The following is a 19,318-nucleotide window of genomic DNA, read 5'->3' as shown; positions in this document are numbered from 1 at the left end:
TATCATGCAAATTTAGAATTTAGAATTTAGAATTTAGAATTTAAAAGTAGTTTTTTTAGTTGAAGAAAAGTAGAAATATCTAAAATTCACCCGAAACACAGCCTACCAAAGCGTAGCTAACTTTAAAACTCCTATGGCTAACAAAACAACCTAATACCTTCTCTTTTTTTTCTTGGAAGGATTTGATCCATTAGGTTTTTGTTGATTTTGCTTTCTAGGATTTCTTCTGTCGTTTTGTTTCGCTGCTTTTTCTTCTTCCGTAAATTCTCTAAATGGAAACGGATTGTCTTTAACGACTTTTATTTGCTGACGGGTAAGTTTTTCAATGTCTTTCCAATATGCCAATTCGTCTTTTCCACAAAAAGAAATGGCCAAACCTTCATTTCCGGCTCTACCCGTTCTTCCGATACGATGCACATAGGTTTCAGGAATATTTGGAATATCAAAATTAATCACATAAGGCAATAAATCAATATCAATTCCTCTAGCCGCAATATCGGTAGCCACTAATATAGAAATTTGTTTGGTTTTAAATTCATCTAAAACTCGTAATCGAGCCGATTGCGATTTATCGCCATGAATGGCAGCCGCTGAAATTTCATGCTTTTTAAGTGCTTTTACCACATTGTCTGCACTATGTTTGGTACGAACAAAAACCAAAGCATTCGCATAGTTTTCATTTTGCAACAAATGAATTAATAATTTTCTTTTATCTTCCTTTTGAACAAAATATACTTTCTGATTTACTTTTTCAGCTGTACTTGAAACAGGCGTTACCGAAACAAATTTTGGTTTAGTCAAAAATGCATCTGCTAATTCTCTTATAGCCACTGGCATCGTAGCTGAAAACAAAAGTGTTTGTCTATTTTCTGGAGTTAATTTGATTATTTTTTTTACATCATTGATAAACCCCATATCTAGCATTTGGTCTGCCTCATCAATAACCACATGATGCAAATGATTTAAATCGATATGCCCTTGTTTATGTAAATCAAGTAATCGGCCGGGAGTAGCAATCAATACATCTACCCCTTCTTTTAATTGTTGCACCTGAGGCACTTGATTTACACCACCATAAATTACCATCGCTTTCGTTGTCATGTACTTACCGTAGGTATTAAAACTATCCAAAATTTGATGTGCTAATTCACGGGTTGGTGCTAATATAAGGGTTCGTAGTGTCTTACGTTTATTTTTAGACCCAACAATAGGGTGTAAATAATTTAAAATTGGAATGGCAAATGCAGCCGTTTTTCCTGTGCCCGTTTGCGCACAACCTACTAAATCGTGTCCTTCTAAAATAATTGGAATAGCTTGTTCTTGTATGGGTGTGGGTGCAATGTAGTTTTCTTCTTTAAGTACTTCAACAATATTGCGGTGTAGATTTAAATCTTGAAAGGTCATATATTTTGTATTATGGGACAAAGATACGATTTAATGTATTCAGACTAAATTATTCGTAGGAAATAAAAGTAAAAATGTCTTAAAAATGTCAATCTGTCAGTGCTATTTTTATATTTCTGCCAAAAAACACACAAAAGAACTAATGGCATAAAACTTGACTTATAGCAAACAAGTTTAAAAAAAACGAAACAAAACATACACAATAAAGTAAATAAAGATTATGAGTAAAATTATTGGAATTGACTTAGGTACAACAAATTCTTGTGTGGCAGTGATGGAAGGTGGAGAGCCTGTAGTAATTGCAAACGCAGAAGGAAAAAGAACCACACCATCCGTTATCGCATTTGTGGAAGGTGGTGAAATTAAAGTAGGTGATCCTGCAAAAAGACAAGCAGTAACAAATCCTACAAAAACAATAGCTTCTATTAAACGTTTTATGGGTAACAAATACTCTGAAAGCGCTAAAGAAGCTTCAACAGTAGCGTATAAAGTAGTTAAAGGAGATAACGATACGCCTCGTGTAGATATTGATGGTCGTTTATATACACCACAAGAATTATCAGCCATGACGCTTCAAAAAATGAAGAAAACGGCTGAAGATTATTTAGGAACTACCGTTACACAAGCGGTTATTACCGTACCTGCTTACTTTAATGACGCACAGAGACAAGCTACAAAAGAAGCGGGTCAAATTGCAGGATTAGAAGTAATGCGTATCATAAATGAGCCCACAGCAGCAGCTTTAGCTTATGGATTAGACAAAGGCGGAAAAGATCAAAAAATTGCCGTTTATGACCTTGGTGGTGGTACATTTGATATTTCTATTCTTGAATTAGGAGACGGGGTATTTGAAGTACTTTCAACAAATGGTGATACCCACTTAGGAGGTGACGATTTTGACCAAGTGATTATTGACTGGTTAGCTAATGAGTTTAATAGTGCTGAAGGTGTAGATTTACGTAAAGATCCTATGGCGCTACAACGTTTAAAAGAAGCAGCTGAAAAAGCAAAAATTGAATTATCATCTTCTGCACAAACAGAAATTAACTTACCATACGTTACAGCTACTGCATCAGGTCCAAAACACTTAGTTCAAACTTTAACGCGTGCTAAATTTGAACAATTGGCCCATGAGTTGGTAAAACGTTCTATGGATCCTGTGGCAAAAGCCTTAAAAGACGCTGGATTAGCAACTTCTGATATTGATGAGGTAATCTTAGTTGGAGGTTCTACACGTATTCCTGTAATTCAAGAAGAAGTAGAAAAATTCTTTGGCAAAAAACCTTCAAAAGGAGTTAATCCAGACGAAGTCGTGGCTATTGGCGCTGCCATTCAAGGTGGTGTTCTTACAGGAGATGTAAAAGACGTGTTATTATTAGACGTAACACCTCTTTCGCTAGGTATTGAAACAATGGGTGGTGTAATGACAAAATTAATTGAATCCAACACAACTATCCCAACAAAAAAATCGCAAGTATTCTCTACTGCTGCAGACAACCAACCATCTGTTGAGATTCATGTACTACAAGGTGAGCGTCCAATGGCTAATGATAATAAAACTATCGGTCGTTTTCACTTAGATGGTATTCCACCAGCACAAAGAGGTGTTCCTCAAATTGAAGTAACTTTTGATATAGATGCTAATGGTATCATTAAAGTATCAGCTACAGATAAAGGAACTGGAAAATCTCACGATATTAGAATTGAGGCTTCATCTGGATTAACACCAGAAGAAATTGAAAAAATGAAGAAAGAAGCTGAAATGAATGCAGAAGCAGATAAAGCAGCGATGGAAAAAGCTGGCAAATTAAATGAAGCGGACAGTATGATTTTCCAAACAGAAAAACAATTAACCGAATTTGGTGATAAACTTTCTGAAGGAAATAAAACCGCTATTATTTCGGCTTTAGAAGAATTGAAAAAAGCATATGAAGCAAAAGATATTGCTACAATTCAACCTGCTTTAGATCAAATTAATGAGGCGTGGAAAAACGCTTCAGAAGAACTTTATAAAGCACAAGCTGAAGAACAAGGTGCCGCACAAGGCGAGCCTACTGCTGACACAAATGGAGACGCTACACAAGACGTTGACTTTGAAGAAGTAAAATAATTCAGAACAACTAAAAATAAAAAACCGAGTTAAGCAATTAGCTCGGTTTTTTTATTGAGTTAAACATATTTATAATTACAAATACATGTGGAAAGGTCACTACCGATAAAAAAGAGAAAAACAACGTATTAAACATTTTTAAATCTTTGAAAAGATAATAAAAAACAAACAAACCGATTAAAGCAATTAACCAATAAATCAAGGCGCTTTTACAATACATAATAAAATTAAACATAGTAAAACTACCATATAAATACTGTATTTGATGAATCATAGAGGGCACACTATGCCATATTACAAAATAAATCGTAAAACCCCATATTAAACTTGAGTGATTAAAAATTACTGCCAGTATTACTAAATAAAATAATTCGGTAAATAGGAGTTGAACCTTTAGTTTAGAAGTTATTATGAAATAAATAGACATCAATATAAAACAAGTAGCCGAAAATATAAATAAATATAAAAACAACGACAACTGGAAAAAAACATGAATAAGATCTATAATTATGGGGTGTACAATTTGCTTTTTTAGAAATAAAAGCATGCTAATTACTACTAACCCATAAATCATATAAAATAAGTATCTTATTACTTTAGTGGAGTTCAAATTTAAATGTTGTAAATGTTGCTCACCAAAATGAAAACCACTCACTAAAATAAATAGCAAAAAAATTGATTTTGGAACAAGAAAATTGAGAGCTAAAATGATAGAAATGAACAAAACATACAAAAAAAGAGGTCTAAAATAATTTATTTTACTATTTTTTTTATCTAACTTATTGATTATCAATAAATCATTAGAACCGTGTAAAATACCAAACGTAAAAATAAGGCCAAAGCCTATGTACACTTGGCTTTCCTCAGAAAAAAAAGTAGAAATCCATAACCCAAAGAAACTCAATACGATAGGTAATTTGACGTAATTTTTCATTTTTGTTTATTGTTTTTTTAAAAAAATTAAACATTTATTTGGTTTATTGTTTAATGTTTTTTAATTTTGATTAAACAAATTAACATTTTTTTTAATTAAAAACCAAAAAACTATGAAAAATTTAGTATTAATTTCAAAAATGCTACCAGATGATTACATCGGGTTTACATTTTTTGTAGGATGCATGGCAATGATGGCTGCGTCTGCATTTTTCTTTCTTTCGTTAAACCAATTTGACAAAAAATGGCGTACCTCGGTACTCGTTTCAGGTTTAATTACATTCATTGCTGCAGTACATTATTTTTACATGAAAGAATATTGGGCTGTAGTAGGTGAATCTCCAACATTTTTTAGATACGTAGATTGGATTTTAACAGTGCCATTAATGTGTGTTGAATTCTATTTAATTTTAAAAGTAGCTGGAGCAAAAACAGATTTATTATGGAAAATGATTGCTTTATCTGTAATTATGCTTGTAACAGGTTATTTAGGAGAAACTGTATTCTCTGAATCAGCTGCATTATGGGGTGGTATTTCAGGTATTGCTTACTTCATTATTGTATATGAAATTTGGCTAGGCTCTGCATCTAAACTTGCAACTGCTGCTGGAGGAAATGTATTAAAATCACACAAAATTTTATGCTGGTTCGTATTAGTAGGTTGGGCAATCTATCCATTAGGATACATGTTAGGTACTGATGGCTGGTATACAAGTATATTAGGAAAAGGTAGCGTAGATATCGCCTACAACATTGCTGATGCCATAAACAAAATTGGTTTTGGATTAGTAATTTACAATTTAGCTGTTCAGTCTCAAAAAGAATAGTTTAAATAAGTAATTTAGTTTTTGTAAGAAAACCGAGTTAAGAAATTAGCTCGGTTTTTTTATTTGAAAATAAATTGTATATTGGTAAAACCAAATTTAATCTGTTTTTTATGTTAAAAAAGTGTCTGATTTTCGTTTTTAGTTTGCTTAGTTGCCTGGTTTTTAGTCAAAAGAAAAAAGCAGCACCTCTTCCTCCCCTTGCCAGTTATGAAAACATAACCGCTGAAATTAGTTCCGAAGGAGGAAAAAATAAATTAGTAGCCTATATTCAGTTTGATGATAAAAAAGAAAAAGTAGTACTCAAAGAATTAACTACTTCAGACAAAACTCAATTTCCAACCCAACTAAAAATTACGAGTTTCACTATAAGTGGCGTAAAACTGTATCATTTTAGCTATGTTGAAAATATAAAAATTGAGACCAAATTGAAGAAAGAAGAAACTATTGTAACTTCTAATGAAATTTGGGAATTTTCATCTACCAAAGTTAAAATTCTAGGCAATATTCAAAAAACAAGTAAAATTAAAGAAACCGTATTTTTAGACAAAAACAAAACCACTTCAGAAACCCAAGAAAAAACAAGACGAGAAGGCTTCGATTTTTCTTTAACCAAAGAAAATGATGTCATTCTTTCCAATAAAACGCAGTCAAATCGTTATAAATTCAATCCTGAAACCCGAAGATTTGACCCTAAAAAATAATACTTATTATATATGCATGCATAGCATTTTTTAGTATATTTGGTAAAATTATTCTGTACAATGAAAAAACAAAACCTACACGATTTATTAGGTATTACCCACCCCATCATAATGGCGCCAATGTTTTTAGTATCTAATACTAAAATGGTGATAGAAGGGATGAAAAATGGTGTAGCGGGTTGTATTCCCGCTCTAAACTACAGAACACTAGACGAACTAAAAACAGCCATAGCAACATTAAAAGCAAACAAAGTACCAGGAGGAAGTTTTGGCTTCAATTTAATTGTTAATAAATCCAATATTAAATACAAAGAGCAACTGCGCGTACTTTGTGAAGAAAAAGTAGATTTTATTATTACTTCATTAGGAAGTCCGGAAGAAACAATAAAACAAGCACACCAAGCCGGCATTAAAGTCTTTTGTGATGTTACCGATTTAGCTTTTGCTAAAAAAGTTGAACAACTAGGTGCTGATGCGGTTATAGCCGTAAACAATGAAGCGGGCGGTCATCGAGGTAATTTATCGCCTGAAGCCCTACTTAAAGAATTAAGCATCGCTATCTCCCTCCCTATTATTTCTGCTGGAGGTGTAGGCTGTAAAGCAGAATTAGACGAAATGTTGAGCTATGGAGCCGTAGGTGTTTCTGTGGGTAGTCCGTTTATAGCTTCTTTAGAAGCTGACGTTTCAGAAGAGTATAAACAGGCATGTGTAACCTATACAGATTCAGATATTGTTGTAACCGAACGTATTTCTGGTACTCCTTGTACGGTAATCAATACACCCTATGTGCAAAAAGTAGGCACAAAACAGCCTTGGATTGAACGTTTTTTAAACAAAAGCAAACGTTTAAAAAAGTGGGTAAAAATGGTTCGTTTTTATATAGGCATGAAAGCCACAGAAAAAGCAGCTAAAGAGGTTACCTATAAAACGGTTTGGGTAGCTGGTCCAAGTATTGCTCATACTAAAGCTATTTTGCCTGTTGCATCAATACTAAAAAATTTATTAAATTAACTCGATATAAATTACTATATTTACTTAGAAATCTATATTGTTTTGGAGTTTCTTATTTATTTTATTCTTCTCGCATTACTAGCTGAGATAATTGGGACCGTTGGTGGCTTTGGTTCTTCAATGCTATTTGTACCAATTGCTAGCTATTTTTTTGATTTTCATTCAGTTTTGGGTATAACAGCATTATTTCACTTAAGTAGTAATATTTCAAAAATCTTTTTTTTTAGAGAAGGCTTTAACAAAAAACTCATTATACGAATGGGCTTTTCTGCCATTGTTTTTGTAAGCATAGGTGCATGGCTAAGTAAGTATATCACAAGTGATTTGTTAGAAAAATCGTTAGCTATATTTCTAATTTTAATTAGCCTAACTCTACTCATTTTTAGAAATTTAAAACTCAATCCTACACGCACTACAGCTATTATTGGTGGTGCTCTTTCAGGTTTTTTAGCAGGTATACTTGGCACAGGAGGTACTATTCGAGGTGTCGTTTTAGCTTCTTATCATTTAAAATCCAGTGTATTTATTGCAACTTCTGCTGTAATTGATTTAGGTATAGATGCTAGTAGAAGTATTGTTTATATGGCAAATGGGTTTGTTCATCAACATGATTTATACCTAATCCCTATTCTACTTGTCGTAAGTTTTATTGGTACCTACATCGGCAAACAAATCTTATCCTTACTTACCGAAAATCAATTTAAAAATAGCGTTCTTATACTAATTTTAGTAACTGGTGTACTGACACTTAGTAAAGGTGTTTTTATATAATTATATTAACTAATATAAAAAAATTATCAAAAAATAATATATTTTTATTGATAAACAATAAATATTTAGTAATTTTGATGGAAATTTTAAAAACACGCACAGATGGAAATTAAAATTACTACCCAGCACATCCTAAAAATAATATATGCATTAGCTTGGATTATCTTTATCGGAATTTGTATAGAATTAGGCGGTTTTATTTTTAACACCTTTTTCTCTTTATTTATTAATCCTGAAGGAGCACAGCACTTTTGGAAGGAAACTAATTTAGCGACTTTGCTAAAAAACAGCACCTCTCATTTTGTTAGCATTACAAGTTTAATGATCATTGCAACAGGTTTAAAAGCCTTATTGTTTTACTTAATTGTTAAATTGTTGTACGATAAAAAATTAAGTTTGGCACAACCTTTCAATAAAGATGTATGTCGTTTTATATTTAACTTTATGTATATAACCTTTGGAATAGGTCTATTCTCTTTATGGGGAGCCAATTATACTAACTGGTTACTTGCACAAGATATACCTATGCCAAGTTTGGAAGAATTAAAATTTGGCGGTGCTGATGTGTGGTTGTTTATGGGAGTTGTCCTTTTAGTCCTTGCACACATTTTTAAGCGTGGTATTGAACTACAAGAAGAAAACGAATTAACAATTTAGTGTATGAGAATAATAGTAAATTTAGATGTCATGATGGCTAAACGAAAGATGTCTTTAAACGAACTCTCAGAAAAAGTTGGTATTACACTGGCTAATTTATCTAACCTAAAGACAGGTAAAGCGAAGGCCATACGTTTTAGCACACTTCAATTACTTTGCAACGCTCTTGCCTGCCAGCCAGGTGATATTTTGGAATTTGTGGAAGAGTAACTGAATTAAATAATAGTTAATTTTTTTCTCTTTAAAAAACAGAACCTATAACTTCAATTTGGTAACAACTACTTTTGCATACACTATCCATACACTATCCATACACTATCTATGGAGTATCAAAACACCTGAACCTTCCTAAAATAACAATACAGCCCAAAAATTTATCTTTTTGAAGGACAAGAAAAAAATACGCAATATTCTGCTAGAAGTTTAGAGGAAGTATTGAAAAAAGTATTAAATTAGCCACAATAAAAAAACCTATTACATTACATTGGCTACGACATAGCTATGCCACTCACTTATTAGAAAGTGGAAGCGATTTAAGATATATATAAGAATTATTAGGACATAATAGTAGTAAAACTACTGAAATTTACACGCATGTGAGTACTAAAAACATTCAACAAATTAAAAGTCCTTTTGATGATTTATAAAAAAATAATACGCAACAATAGTTGAGCATAGCTAACCAAAAACAGTAAGCTTTGCTCAACAAAAAAGCAAAAAACTGAGCATATATACAAGTTAGTGGCAATGATGAAAAAACTGTGCAAAACAGAAAATTATTATACCAAAGAGACAATGATGAGAAAACACTTCAACATTTTATTATTTTTAGGATTTTTCATTTCGGTTTGTTCTCAAAACAATCAACAGAATTTTGAAAAAAAACTTTTGGAACATTTTCAAAAACAAAGCTGGAATAAAACTATAATAACACAAGATAGTTTATATAAAAGTCCCTATAAAGAAAAATTCAATGTTTCTGTAAGCAATAGCTTTATAGAATTTGATACAACTCATATTATCGTTAAGAATCCATACTTCTCTAACAAATTTGAAGAAGCTGAAGATGAAATAGATAATATCAAAAATTTTCCAAAATCATTCTCTGTAATATATCAGAACTCACTTGTCTCACTTTTTGAAAACGGAAAATTCGCTTGCTTTAAACTTGATAATTTTGATCGAGATACAAATCTCGAAAATAAATTAAATACTAAAAAATTTAAATATCATTGGATAATTGATAATCAGTTAGGAGGATTATCAAATAATTCAATTTATTTATGGAATGGTAATAAATGGATAAAATCTAAAGACAGTTTTCCTCTAAAGAGTCAACCAAGACTATTTGAAGACGATGAATTTATTGTTTATGGAGATTGTCATGGAGAATGGGGAGGAACAGTTTATTTTTACGAAAAATCAACCTCAAAAACGTTCTTTACAGAATCAACTTGTACTAATTCAGTAATAAAAAATAATAATGGATATGAAGTTCTTGCAGAATTGGGTCATGGAAGTGGCTCGTCGGAAATAAAAATAATTAATAACCCTAGAAAATTAACATTAGCTAAAGATACTGAAATAAACACTAGAGTTAAAGGAGAAGCTCTAGGATATACCGACAAATCAAATGCTTTTGAGAAAAAATTAGATTTATATGGCGTTCAAATATTTTCGCTTTTTAGATGGAAAAACAAAGAACTATTCATTGTAAATCTATCAAATTTGACATTTATAGCTGAAATAAAAAATAATGAAATAGAAATCGTAAATCCATTATTTTTTAGTGATTTGTACACACATAATCCAATTACTTCTCAATATGGAGAATATACTTTAATAAACCTTGATCATTACGGCACTGGATTGGAAAGAGAAATCTCAGTTTTAATTATAAAAGAAAATAAAATAACGAAACTAGATTGGAACGAAAATCACAGCCACTAACAGGCGTAACTGTTGCACAACTATCATTTTCTCAAAACAATTTACAAAAACATAAAAACAAGCCTCTTTTCTCTTCGATAAACTCAGAGACCTAAAGAGGTTTATTTTTTAGTTCCTGAACAAAATTCTAAAATTTCGGGCGCTTAAATTTGAAAATATGAAGTCTTGATAGACCGTTTTTACAAAAGCAAAGCACTTCCCTATTTAAAAAATAAACTGTGGTGTATTTTTTTCTTCCATGAATAAACATACAAATTATCCCGTTTTTATGCAATTTTTTGTATATTTGAGTTTTGCAACAGGCACAACAGTTAGCAGCAATTACAAATCGTTTATTCTGTTCAGAATTTTATTTAACAAGTTTTCTCCTTCAACTAATCACTAATAAATCATCACTATTGTTATAAGCTGCTAAGCATCATAAAAATTCATTAGTTAATTTAGTCATTAAACTTTTCTAGATTTCTGTTGTCTAACGATTATGACACACTATTTTTTATTTAACGTCTTACTTGGTCTCCAAAAAAACTTGAATGAGTATAGTTTATATTTTATGCTAGTGATATTAGGTTTTCTATTCTTTCTTACCTTAATTTCTTTACTTATTTTATTTATACTTGCATTAAGTAAAAAACAAGTAAACAAAATAACATAACCCCATGCTACCCATTGACAGTGATTTTGCCCTACTCTACTTCTTATACGGTGTGTTTTACACCTGGTTTATCGTACATCTATGGTGTACTACTTCTTATAAAAGGGTCAAACTTTTCGCAGTAATAGTTGGGTTAGTCTTCAATTTGTTCCTTTTTACAGATCCCCACCATTTTAAATATGGAAGTGCACTAGTTGTTCTTTTTTATTCTTTTAGTGTACTGCTACTACAACTTGTTATGTTTATACTACTCTATGTGCTTTCAAAAAGAAAAAATAAGCGTTAAATAAAATTTTCGTTTATTTAATTTTAACCCATAAAGTTATATCCTCCCATTTAAATGTTAAAAAAACATTATCCAGTTTTTACCTGCTAATTTTTAATTACCTTTGTAATTACTAGTAAAAATAATGTCCCAAAATCAATATTTTACACTAAAAACCTTTTCTATATTACCTACACTCCACATCTATACTACTTTTACAATTTTTGTTATGTAAGCCCTGCATCAGTACCTTTTCTTGTTTTATAGCTCAGATTTAATACGTTTCACTTAAAAAATAAAAATGAAAATATTTATTCAACACATGGTAAGTCTTCGTTGTAAAATGATGGTAAAATCAGTATTGGAAAAGATGAATATTGCCTATAAATCTGTTGAATTAGGCGAAATTGTATTAGTTAAATCTATTTCTGAAAGCACTAAAGAAGAACTTAAAAGTGAATTACGTAAATCAGGATTAAAAGTAATGGATGATAAAAAAGCAATTCTAATTGAAAAAATTATTGCTATTATCGTAGAAATGGTTCATTATTCTGACGAAATACCCAATGTGAATTTTTCTACCCTTCTTCAGGAAAAAATGCAACAAGATTATCATAAAATGGCAGAAATTTTCTCGGAAACAAAAGGTATTACTATTGAACATTTTATTATTCTACATAAAATAGAAAAAATTAAAGAATTACTTATTTATGACGAACTAAACATTACTGAAATTTCGTACAAAATGAATTATAGTAGTGTCGCACATTTATCCAAGCAATTTAAACAAATTACAGGGTTAACGCCATCTTTCTTCAAAACACTTTCAAAAAAAAACAGAACTAACTTAGAAGATATATAAACTGACACTCTTTAACTTTTAATTATACAAAAATGACTTTTTATTGTATAAATATATTGATCTTAATTGTATCAACTTTGCATAGTTGTAATAATTAAGTTACAGTACTAATTTATACAAAAATGCACAAATACAAAATTAATGTTGCAGCTATTCTATTAATTGGCTTATTAGTTGTAGGCTGCTCAACTTCACACAAAAAAAGGTTTCAAGAAAAAGAATCAAATAGCCTAAGAATCAAAAATCTTGAAGATGAAAACAAGAACTACAAATTAGAAATGGAAGAATTCAGAAAAACTAAATCGGAAGAAATTGCTTCAAACGAAAAAAGTTTAGTGGCGTTTAAATTACGTGTTTCAACTCTAAAAAAGGAAGAAAAAAAGAAGTTTGAAAAGAAAATTTCAAAATTAAACAATAAAAATTCCGACTTGAAAATGAAAATAGCTGATTTCAAGACGGATAATAAAACGAATTGGGAAAATTTTAAATATCATTTTAATCATGATATGAAAAAATTAGGTAATGCAATTAAATTTTTTAGAATAAAAAATGAGTAAACCAAATAATATATTTAGTAACCTATTATATGTAGTTGCAGTAATTTTAGTTATTATATGGGCAATCAATTATTTTGCTTTTAATGCCGGCAACATTATACATATATTATTAGTGTTAGCAGTTATAGCAATACTAATAAAAATAATCAGAGGAAGTTCAATTTAAAACAAACAAATTATGAAAAAGAAAATATTTATTACAGGTGTATTGTTGATAAGTGCTATATGTACATTACATGCACAAATCGAGGATAATCGTGAAAAATTAACTATTGGCATAAAAGCAGGTGTTAATGTTTCAAATGTTTGGGATGAAGAAGGCAACGATTTTGTAGCTGATCCAAAATTAGGATTAGCATTAGGTGCTTTTGCAGGAATTCCCATAGGTAAATTTCTAGGCATTCAACCTGAACTATTAATTTCTCAAAAAGGCTTTAAAGGTTCTGGTACGTTAGTAGGATTCCCTTATTCTTTTACAAGAACAACAACTTACTTAGACGTTCCACTACTATTACAAATTAAACCTGCTCCTTTTCTTACACTTGTTACTGGCCCACAGTTTTCATACTTATTTAAGGAAAAAAACACGTATACATTTGGAAATAATAGTACCGTACAGGAACAAGAATTTCAAAACGAAAATATTCGAAAAAATATCATGGGTTTTGTATTAGGATTTGACATAAATTATAATGCATTTGTATTTTCAAGTAGAGCGGGTTGGGACTTTCAAACTAACAATCAAAATGGTTCGTCTACAACTCCAAGATATAAAAACCAGTGGTTGCAATTCACTGTTGGCTTCAAAATTTAAAAACAAAGCAAAACCTTCAGATACTATCATTAGTTACCTGAAGGTTTAAAATAAAGGTAAAAAAAAAAATGAATACCAATCAACAACTAGAAAAATCAACCCCACATATTATAATTGAAATAATTGAATATGTTCCACATGCAATAGTGAGTAAAACTAATATAAAAAAAACCACTGGGAATATAACCGCTACTTCAATGGATAGTGGTGAAGAATTAGGAGAAAAAACAAGCCCTTTCGATATGTATGTTCAAATTATTGATGGAACAGCAGAAGTACTAATTGATGGCAAAAATATTTCATTAAAATTAGGAGAAGGCATAATTATTCCGGCCCATAGCAAACATAGTTTCAACGCTAATGAACAATTTAAAATGATTACTACAGTAATCAAAAATGGCTACGAAGAGTAAAATTTATTCATCATAAAACGTATTAATAATGGTAAAACAAAGAGAAGGTAAATCAAAATCTGATAAAACAGCTCCTTCCAAAACTCAAAAAGAAAAAAAGGCACAGAAAACCTTAAAAAAACAAGATAAAAAAAACATCAAGAACTTAGACTTATAAGTAAATGATAACAGTAAACAAACTTGGGATTTTACTCCATAAAACCGATAATAATTTTGAAAACAAAGGTGTCTTAAATCCAGCAGTAATTAAGGATAGTAATACCATTCATTTATTCTACCGAGCGGTAACAAAAAACAATTATTCTACTATTGGATACTGTAAGCTTAGTTCGCCTATGGTCATAGAAAATCGTAACGACTATCCTCTTCTTTTCCCCCAATATGAATATGAATTGCAGGGTTTAGAAGATCCGCGAATTGTAAAAATTGAAGATGTATTTTATTTATCCTATACCGCTTTTAATGGCATTAATGCACTAGGTGCCTTAGCAACTTCTACAGATTTAATACATTGGGAAAAACAGGGAATAATTGTGCCCCAAATTACCTACGAAGAGTTCATACATTTTACAGAATCAGAAGGAACAATAAATGAAAAATATATACGCTATAACGATTATCAAAAAACCGTTGAAAAACAAGATATAAAAATTCTTATCTGGGATAAAAATCTAATTTTTTTTCCAAGAAAAATTAAAAACAAATTTTGTTTTCTTCATCGTATAAAGCCCGATATTCAAATTGTAGTAGCCATTGAAAAATTAGAAAATTTAACAATAGCTTTTTGGCAAAATTATTTTATCCATTTTGACGAGCATGTCGTTTTGACACCTAAATACGAACACGAAGTAAGTTATATAGGTAGTGGGTGTCCTCCTATCGAAACGGATGCGGGTTGGTTAATTATTTATCATGGGGTACATGACACTGTAAAAGGCTATGTATACTCAGCTTGTGCCGCCTTGCTTGACTTAAATAATCCAGAAAAGGAACTAGCCCGACTGCCCTACCCTTTATTCTTTCCAGAAAAAGAATGGGAACTTAAAGGTGAGGTCAATAATGTTTGTTTTCCAACAGGAGCAATTTTAGAAAATGATACGCTTTATATATACTATGGGGCTGCCGACGAAAGAATTGCAGTAGCTTCTCTTAGTATTAATGAACTTTTAAATGAATTGACATCAAACAAATAACAACGTGCATGGAAACAAAAATTATCGTATATGGTTCGGCAAATAAATTTAAATTTAAAGAAGCTCAAGAAACACAAAAATCTAATGAATACAGCACGTTAACAAAATCAGAAAATACGTTAACTGAAATTCTTTTTGTCACAACTTTTCCTCCAAGAGAATGTGGTATAGCAACTTATTCACAAGACTTAATTAACGCATTAGATGAACAATTTGGAACTTCTTTTACCCCTACTATTTGTGCATTAGAATCATACACTGAACAGCATGTTTATGCGCAAAAACCAAAATATATTTTAGATACGGATTGTCGCAATTCGTTTATAAAAACTGCATTTCAAATAAATAAAGATAAAAATACTAAACTTGTCATTATACAACATGAGTTTGGTTTTTTTGTTAAAAAAGAAACCGAATTTAAACTCTTTTATACTAGTATCTCTAAGCCTATCATTTTTGCTTTTCATACAGTAATACCTCATCCAAGCGATGAGCTGAAGGCCAAAGTAACAGAAATGTCACTTGTTGCTACTACAATACTCGTTATGACGGAAAATGCAGCCACTATTTTAATTCAACAATATAATGTTTCTTCAAATAAAATTAAGGTAATACCTCACGGAACGCATTTAGTACCGCCCTTAGGACTAAAAAAAATTAAGGAACAATATCTGCTTTCAAATAGAAGAATACTTTCTACTTTTGGTTTATTAGGGAAAAGTAAAAGTATTGAAACTACATTAGAAGCTTTACCTACAATTATAAAAGTACACCCAGAAGTGCTGTTTATTGTACTAGGTAAAACGCATCCTTCTATCGTAAAAGAAGAAGGAGAAAAATACCGAAACATGCTAGAAGAAAAAGTAATTTCTTTAAACCTAGAAAAGCATGTTTTATTTATTAATGAATATTTAAAATTGCCCAAACTATTAGAATATCTTCAGCTTTCAGATATTTATTTATTTACTTCTAAAGATCCTAATCAGGCTGTGAGCGGAACATTTTCCTATGCACTAAGTTGCGGTTGTCCTGTTATTTCTACACCCATTCCTCACGCTAAAGAAGTATTAAACGATAATAATGGAATAATCATTGATTTTGAAAATAGTACACAATTAGCAAAAGCCGTCATTTCATTGCTTGAAAATGAAAAACTAAGAACTAAAATTTCTTCAAATAGTTTGCAAAAAATGGCATCAACGGCTTGGGAAAATTCAGCCATTGCCCATGCCTTACTTTTTGAAGCGTTAACTGGTAATGTTTTCCAATTGACTTATAAAATACCTAGTATCAATTTGGATCATATTAAAAGAATGACCACAAACATAGGAATGATACAATTTGCTAAAATTTCTACTCCAGATCTAAAATCAGGCTATACGCTAGACGATAATTCTAGAGCATTAATTGCAATTTGCCAGTATTATGAATTAGAGCAACAACCAACTGAGATTGGCTTACTAAAAATCTATTTAAACTTTATTAAATTTTGCTTACAACCCAACGGTTCATTTCTAAACTATAGTAATGGTAAAAAGGAATTCACTTACCAAAATTTTTCAGAAAATCTAGAAGACAGTACAGGAAGAGCTATTTGGGCATTAGGATATGTATGCGCTTTAAAAGAGAAACTACCCCTTGAATTTTCTAATGAAGCTGAAAATTTATTACAAATTGCGATAACAAACTTAGATAAAATTCATTCTACCCGAGCAATGGCTTTTATAATTAAAGGATTGTATTACCAAAACAAAAAAGAAAATCTTTCACTCCTTAAACTCTTTGCAAATCGATTAGTACAGATGTATAAACACGAGACAACCGATGACTGGAAATGGTATGAAAATTACTTAACGTATGCTAATAGCCTTTTACCAGAAGCAATGCTCTTTGCTTACCTGAGCACTAACGACATGACCTATAAAAAAATTGCAATAGAAAGTTTTGATTTTTTACTCTCCAAATTATTTATAGCAGACACAATAAAGGTGATATCAAATAAAGGATGGTATATAAAAGATAAGATTAATAACCCCATCGTGGGTGGTGAACAGCCAATCGATGTTGCCTATACCATAATGACTTTAGAACTATTTTATGTTGTGTTTAACAATAATGAGTATCTAAGTAAATTAAACCTTGCGTTTGAGTGGTTTTTAGGTCGTAACCATTTACATCAAATTGTTTACAACCCTTGTACAGGAGGCTGCTATGATGGTATAGAAGAACACAATGTTAATCTCAATCAAGGTGCAGAATCAACCTTAAGTTATTTAATGGCTAGATTAACAGTAGAAAGAATCAACAGACACATCTTGTAATATCAACTACTCCTTTTTTAAATTTCATTACTCCATTACAGTTTATCCCTAGTATTTGACATTTCGGTTAGATAAAATTTTCTATGTTTTTTTTTATGTAGAATTTTGTTAAAGAAAAAGAAATAAACCTATTTATGATTAAACTAATTACATTACTCGTTTTACTCATTATGAGGTTACTTAATTTTTAACTAATTTTATATCAAATTGTCGTTATGCTACATAAATTATTTAAAGAAATACCGAGAGCCTTTCTTATAACCGTTTCTATCTTTATAGTATTAGTATTAATTAAATGGGTAACAGGAATTACAATAGAGCTGAATAAAAATTTAGCCATTAATTTTGGCTACACCATGCTTTATGGTTTTTCGCTTTACTTTGGCAATGCTTTTTTATTCATGTATTTAGATACTATTTTTGAAATGGATCGTTTTTCAAAAAAAAGAATCAGTATTGGTTTTGTTAGCTCTTTTGTAATTTCAGTTTTTATTATTTTTTTACTTCGAATTGTAGAAGATGTACTTATTGAAGGAGAACGTTTTGAGGTATTCATTCAAAATGAAACCATGGCAAATTATGTAGTAACCATAATTATTACGTTTTTTGTAACCCTAGCTTTTCATGCGTTTTACTTTTATAAAGCGTATCAAGAAAACAAAGTGAACCAACAAAAAATCATAGCCGGAACAGCTTCGGCACAGTTTGAAAGTTTAAAGAATCAAATTGATCCTCATTTTTTATTCAATAGTCTAAATGTGTTGAGTTCGCTAATAGAAGAAAATCCAATTGCAGCACAAAAATTTACTACTTCCTTATCAAAAGTATATCGTTATGTTTTAGAACAAAAAGACAAAGAACTGGTTTCGGTAACCGAAGAATTAACCTTTGCCAAAACCTATATGAATTTACTTTTAATGCGATTTGAGAACAGTATCACTTTTGAAATTCCTGAAAAAATTGAGAACGATGAAGCAAAAGTAGTTCCATTATCCTTACAATTATTGCTTGAAAATTGCATCAAACATAATGTTGTAAGCGAAACTAAACCGCTTCATATTAAAATTAGTGTTGAAAATGGTGCGTTAGTTGTGTCCAATAATTTACAAAAGAAAGAAGTATTGACAGACCGAAAAGGTGTTGGATTAGAAAACATTGTAAATCGATATGCCATACTAACCCATCGTAAAGTCATAGTAGAAGAAAATGAAAAGGAATTTAAAATAAGCCTACCTATATTAACCAAACAAATTTCAGTTATGGAAACACAAAATATATTCAATGAAAATTTAGCTTATAAACGGGCAAAAGATAAAGTAGAACAATTAAGAGGATTTTATGGTAATTTAATTTCTTATTGTACTGTGATTCCAATTTTAATTTTGATTAATTTGAATACTTCAAATTTTCAGTGGTTTTGGTTCCCCATGTTAGGTTGGGGAATGGGATTAACTTTTCATGCATTGGAAACTTTTGGATATAGTAAATCTTGGGAAGAGCGAAAAATAAACGAATTTATGAACAAAGAGAACAATAACTTAAAAACATGGAAATAATTATGGAAACAAATCAATTCGATTTAAAAAAATATGAAAATGCAAAAAAAAGAGTGAAAGAACTCAAAGGTTTTTACAGTCATTTAGCTAGTTACATTCTTATAATTTCTTTTTTGTGTTTTATCAATTTTCGATTTTCACCAGAACACATTTGGTTTTATTGGCCAATGTTAGGATGGGGAATAGGTTTGTTTTTCCATGCTGTTGGTGTTTTCAATATCATTCCTTTTTTTGGGAAAGATTGGGAAGATAAAAAAATAACAGAAATAATGGAAAAGGAGAAACAAACAAAATGGGAATAATAGTATTCCAATTAAT

Annotated in this window: 21 protein-coding genes; 19 read left to right on the top strand and 2 right to left on the bottom strand. The window is 30.6% G+C overall.

Going from position 1 to position 19,318, the window contains the following annotated elements:
• Positions 1-150: 150 nt before the first annotated feature.
• Entirely contained in the window at positions 151-1,404 is a 1,254-nt protein-coding gene (locus RF683_RS03935) for a DEAD/DEAH box helicase (RefSeq protein WP_309532898.1), read from the bottom strand.
• A 220-nt stretch (positions 1,405-1,624) separates the two neighbouring features.
• Between RF683_RS03935 and dnaK the strand changes: the two genes are divergently transcribed.
• The gene (dnaK, locus tag RF683_RS03930) at positions 1,625-3,514 is read left to right on the top strand and encodes a molecular chaperone DnaK (RefSeq protein WP_309532897.1); all 1,890 of its coding nucleotides are present in this window, start codon (positions 1,625-1,627) and stop codon (positions 3,512-3,514) included.
• Between the two features lie 37 nt (positions 3,515-3,551).
• Here dnaK and RF683_RS10275 read toward each other — a convergent pair whose 3' ends face one another.
• Positions 3,552-4,448, bottom strand: coding sequence for a Brp/Blh family beta-carotene 15,15'-dioxygenase (locus RF683_RS10275; protein ID WP_408733689.1), 897 nt, complete (start codon positions 4,446-4,448; stop codon positions 3,552-3,554).
• Between the two features lie 112 nt (positions 4,449-4,560).
• Between RF683_RS10275 and RF683_RS03925 the strand changes: the two genes are divergently transcribed.
• The 18 genes from RF683_RS03925 (at position 4,561) to RF683_RS03845 (ending at position 19,302) form a co-directional block, all read left to right on the top strand.
• On the top strand, positions 4,561-5,274 hold the full coding sequence (locus tag RF683_RS03925; RefSeq protein ID WP_309532896.1) for a bacteriorhodopsin-like: 714 nt from the start codon (positions 4,561-4,563) through the stop codon (positions 5,272-5,274).
• A 110-nt stretch (positions 5,275-5,384) separates the two neighbouring features.
• Positions 5,385-5,975, top strand: a complete 591-nt coding sequence (locus RF683_RS03920) for a hypothetical protein (protein ID WP_309532895.1) — start codon at positions 5,385-5,387, stop codon at positions 5,973-5,975.
• A gap of 60 nt (positions 5,976-6,035) precedes the next feature.
• Positions 6,036-6,986 carry an NAD(P)H-dependent flavin oxidoreductase gene (locus RF683_RS03915; RefSeq protein ID WP_309532894.1) on the top strand — a complete coding sequence of 317 codons (951 nt, stop codon included), beginning with the start codon at positions 6,036-6,038 and terminating at the stop codon, positions 6,984-6,986.
• Between the two features lie 42 nt (positions 6,987-7,028).
• Positions 7,029-7,757 (top strand): sulfite exporter TauE/SafE family protein, encoded by a 729-nt coding sequence (locus RF683_RS03910; RefSeq protein WP_309532893.1) that lies wholly within the window; start codon positions 7,029-7,031, stop codon positions 7,755-7,757.
• A gap of 102 nt (positions 7,758-7,859) precedes the next feature.
• Entirely contained in the window at positions 7,860-8,414 is a 555-nt protein-coding gene (locus RF683_RS03905) for a DUF2975 domain-containing protein (protein ID WP_309532892.1), read from the top strand.
• 3 nt (positions 8,415-8,417) lie between these two features.
• Positions 8,418-8,624, top strand: a complete 207-nt coding sequence (locus RF683_RS03900) for a helix-turn-helix domain-containing protein (RefSeq protein ID WP_309532891.1) — start codon at positions 8,418-8,420, stop codon at positions 8,622-8,624.
• 224 nt (positions 8,625-8,848) lie between these two features.
• Positions 8,849-8,962, top strand: coding sequence for a tyrosine-type recombinase/integrase (locus tag RF683_RS10270; protein ID WP_408733693.1), 114 nt, complete (start codon positions 8,849-8,851; stop codon positions 8,960-8,962).
• A gap of 199 nt (positions 8,963-9,161) precedes the next feature.
• Positions 9,162-10,364 (top strand): hypothetical protein, encoded by a 1,203-nt coding sequence (locus tag RF683_RS03895; RefSeq protein WP_309532890.1) that lies wholly within the window; start codon positions 9,162-9,164, stop codon positions 10,362-10,364.
• 1,221 nt (positions 10,365-11,585) lie between these two features.
• Positions 11,586-12,146, top strand: coding sequence for a helix-turn-helix domain-containing protein (locus tag RF683_RS03890; protein WP_309532889.1), 561 nt, complete (start codon positions 11,586-11,588; stop codon positions 12,144-12,146).
• A 122-nt stretch (positions 12,147-12,268) separates the two neighbouring features.
• Positions 12,269-12,703: a hypothetical protein gene (locus tag RF683_RS03885; RefSeq protein ID WP_309532888.1), complete on the top strand. Its 435-nt coding sequence runs from the start codon at positions 12,269-12,271 to the stop codon at positions 12,701-12,703.
• Complete coding sequence (locus RF683_RS03880) at positions 12,696-12,869, top strand: lmo0937 family membrane protein (protein ID WP_309532887.1); 174 nt, start codon at positions 12,696-12,698, stop codon at positions 12,867-12,869. The genes RF683_RS03885 and RF683_RS03880 overlap by 8 nt, the downstream gene beginning before the upstream one ends.
• Positions 12,870-12,881: 12 nt before the next feature.
• Complete coding sequence (locus RF683_RS03875; RefSeq protein WP_309532886.1) at positions 12,882-13,517, top strand: porin family protein; 636 nt, start codon at positions 12,882-12,884, stop codon at positions 13,515-13,517.
• A gap of 68 nt (positions 13,518-13,585) precedes the next feature.
• Positions 13,586-13,930 carry a cupin domain-containing protein gene (locus RF683_RS03870; RefSeq protein WP_309532885.1) on the top strand — a complete coding sequence of 115 codons (345 nt, stop codon included), beginning with the start codon at positions 13,586-13,588 and terminating at the stop codon, positions 13,928-13,930.
• 28 nt (positions 13,931-13,958) lie between these two features.
• Positions 13,959-14,087, top strand: coding sequence for a hypothetical protein (locus RF683_RS03865; RefSeq protein WP_309532884.1), 129 nt, complete (start codon positions 13,959-13,961; stop codon positions 14,085-14,087).
• Positions 14,088-14,091: 4 nt separating this feature from the next.
• On the top strand, positions 14,092-15,123 hold the full coding sequence (locus RF683_RS03860; RefSeq protein WP_309532883.1) for a glycoside hydrolase family 130 protein: 1,032 nt from the start codon (positions 14,092-14,094) through the stop codon (positions 15,121-15,123).
• A gap of 8 nt (positions 15,124-15,131) precedes the next feature.
• Complete coding sequence (locus RF683_RS03855; RefSeq protein ID WP_309532882.1) at positions 15,132-17,444, top strand: glycosyltransferase; 2,313 nt, start codon at positions 15,132-15,134, stop codon at positions 17,442-17,444.
• A gap of 215 nt (positions 17,445-17,659) precedes the next feature.
• Positions 17,660-19,000, top strand: a complete 1,341-nt coding sequence (locus RF683_RS03850; protein ID WP_309532881.1) for a 2TM domain-containing protein — start codon at positions 17,660-17,662, stop codon at positions 18,998-19,000.
• Positions 18,991-19,302 (top strand): 2TM domain-containing protein, encoded by a 312-nt coding sequence (locus RF683_RS03845; protein WP_309532880.1) that lies wholly within the window; start codon positions 18,991-18,993, stop codon positions 19,300-19,302. The genes RF683_RS03850 and RF683_RS03845 overlap by 10 nt, the downstream gene beginning before the upstream one ends.
• The last annotated feature ends 16 nt before the right edge of the window (positions 19,303-19,318 follow it).

The organism is Flavobacterium sp. 20NA77.7 (genome assembly GCF_031326205.1).
Classification (GTDB): domain Bacteria; phylum Bacteroidota; class Bacteroidia; order Flavobacteriales; family Flavobacteriaceae; genus Flavobacterium; species Flavobacterium nakdongensis.
Note: the sequence above shows the minus strand (reverse complement) of the source record. Positions and strands in the feature narration are given on the sequence as shown.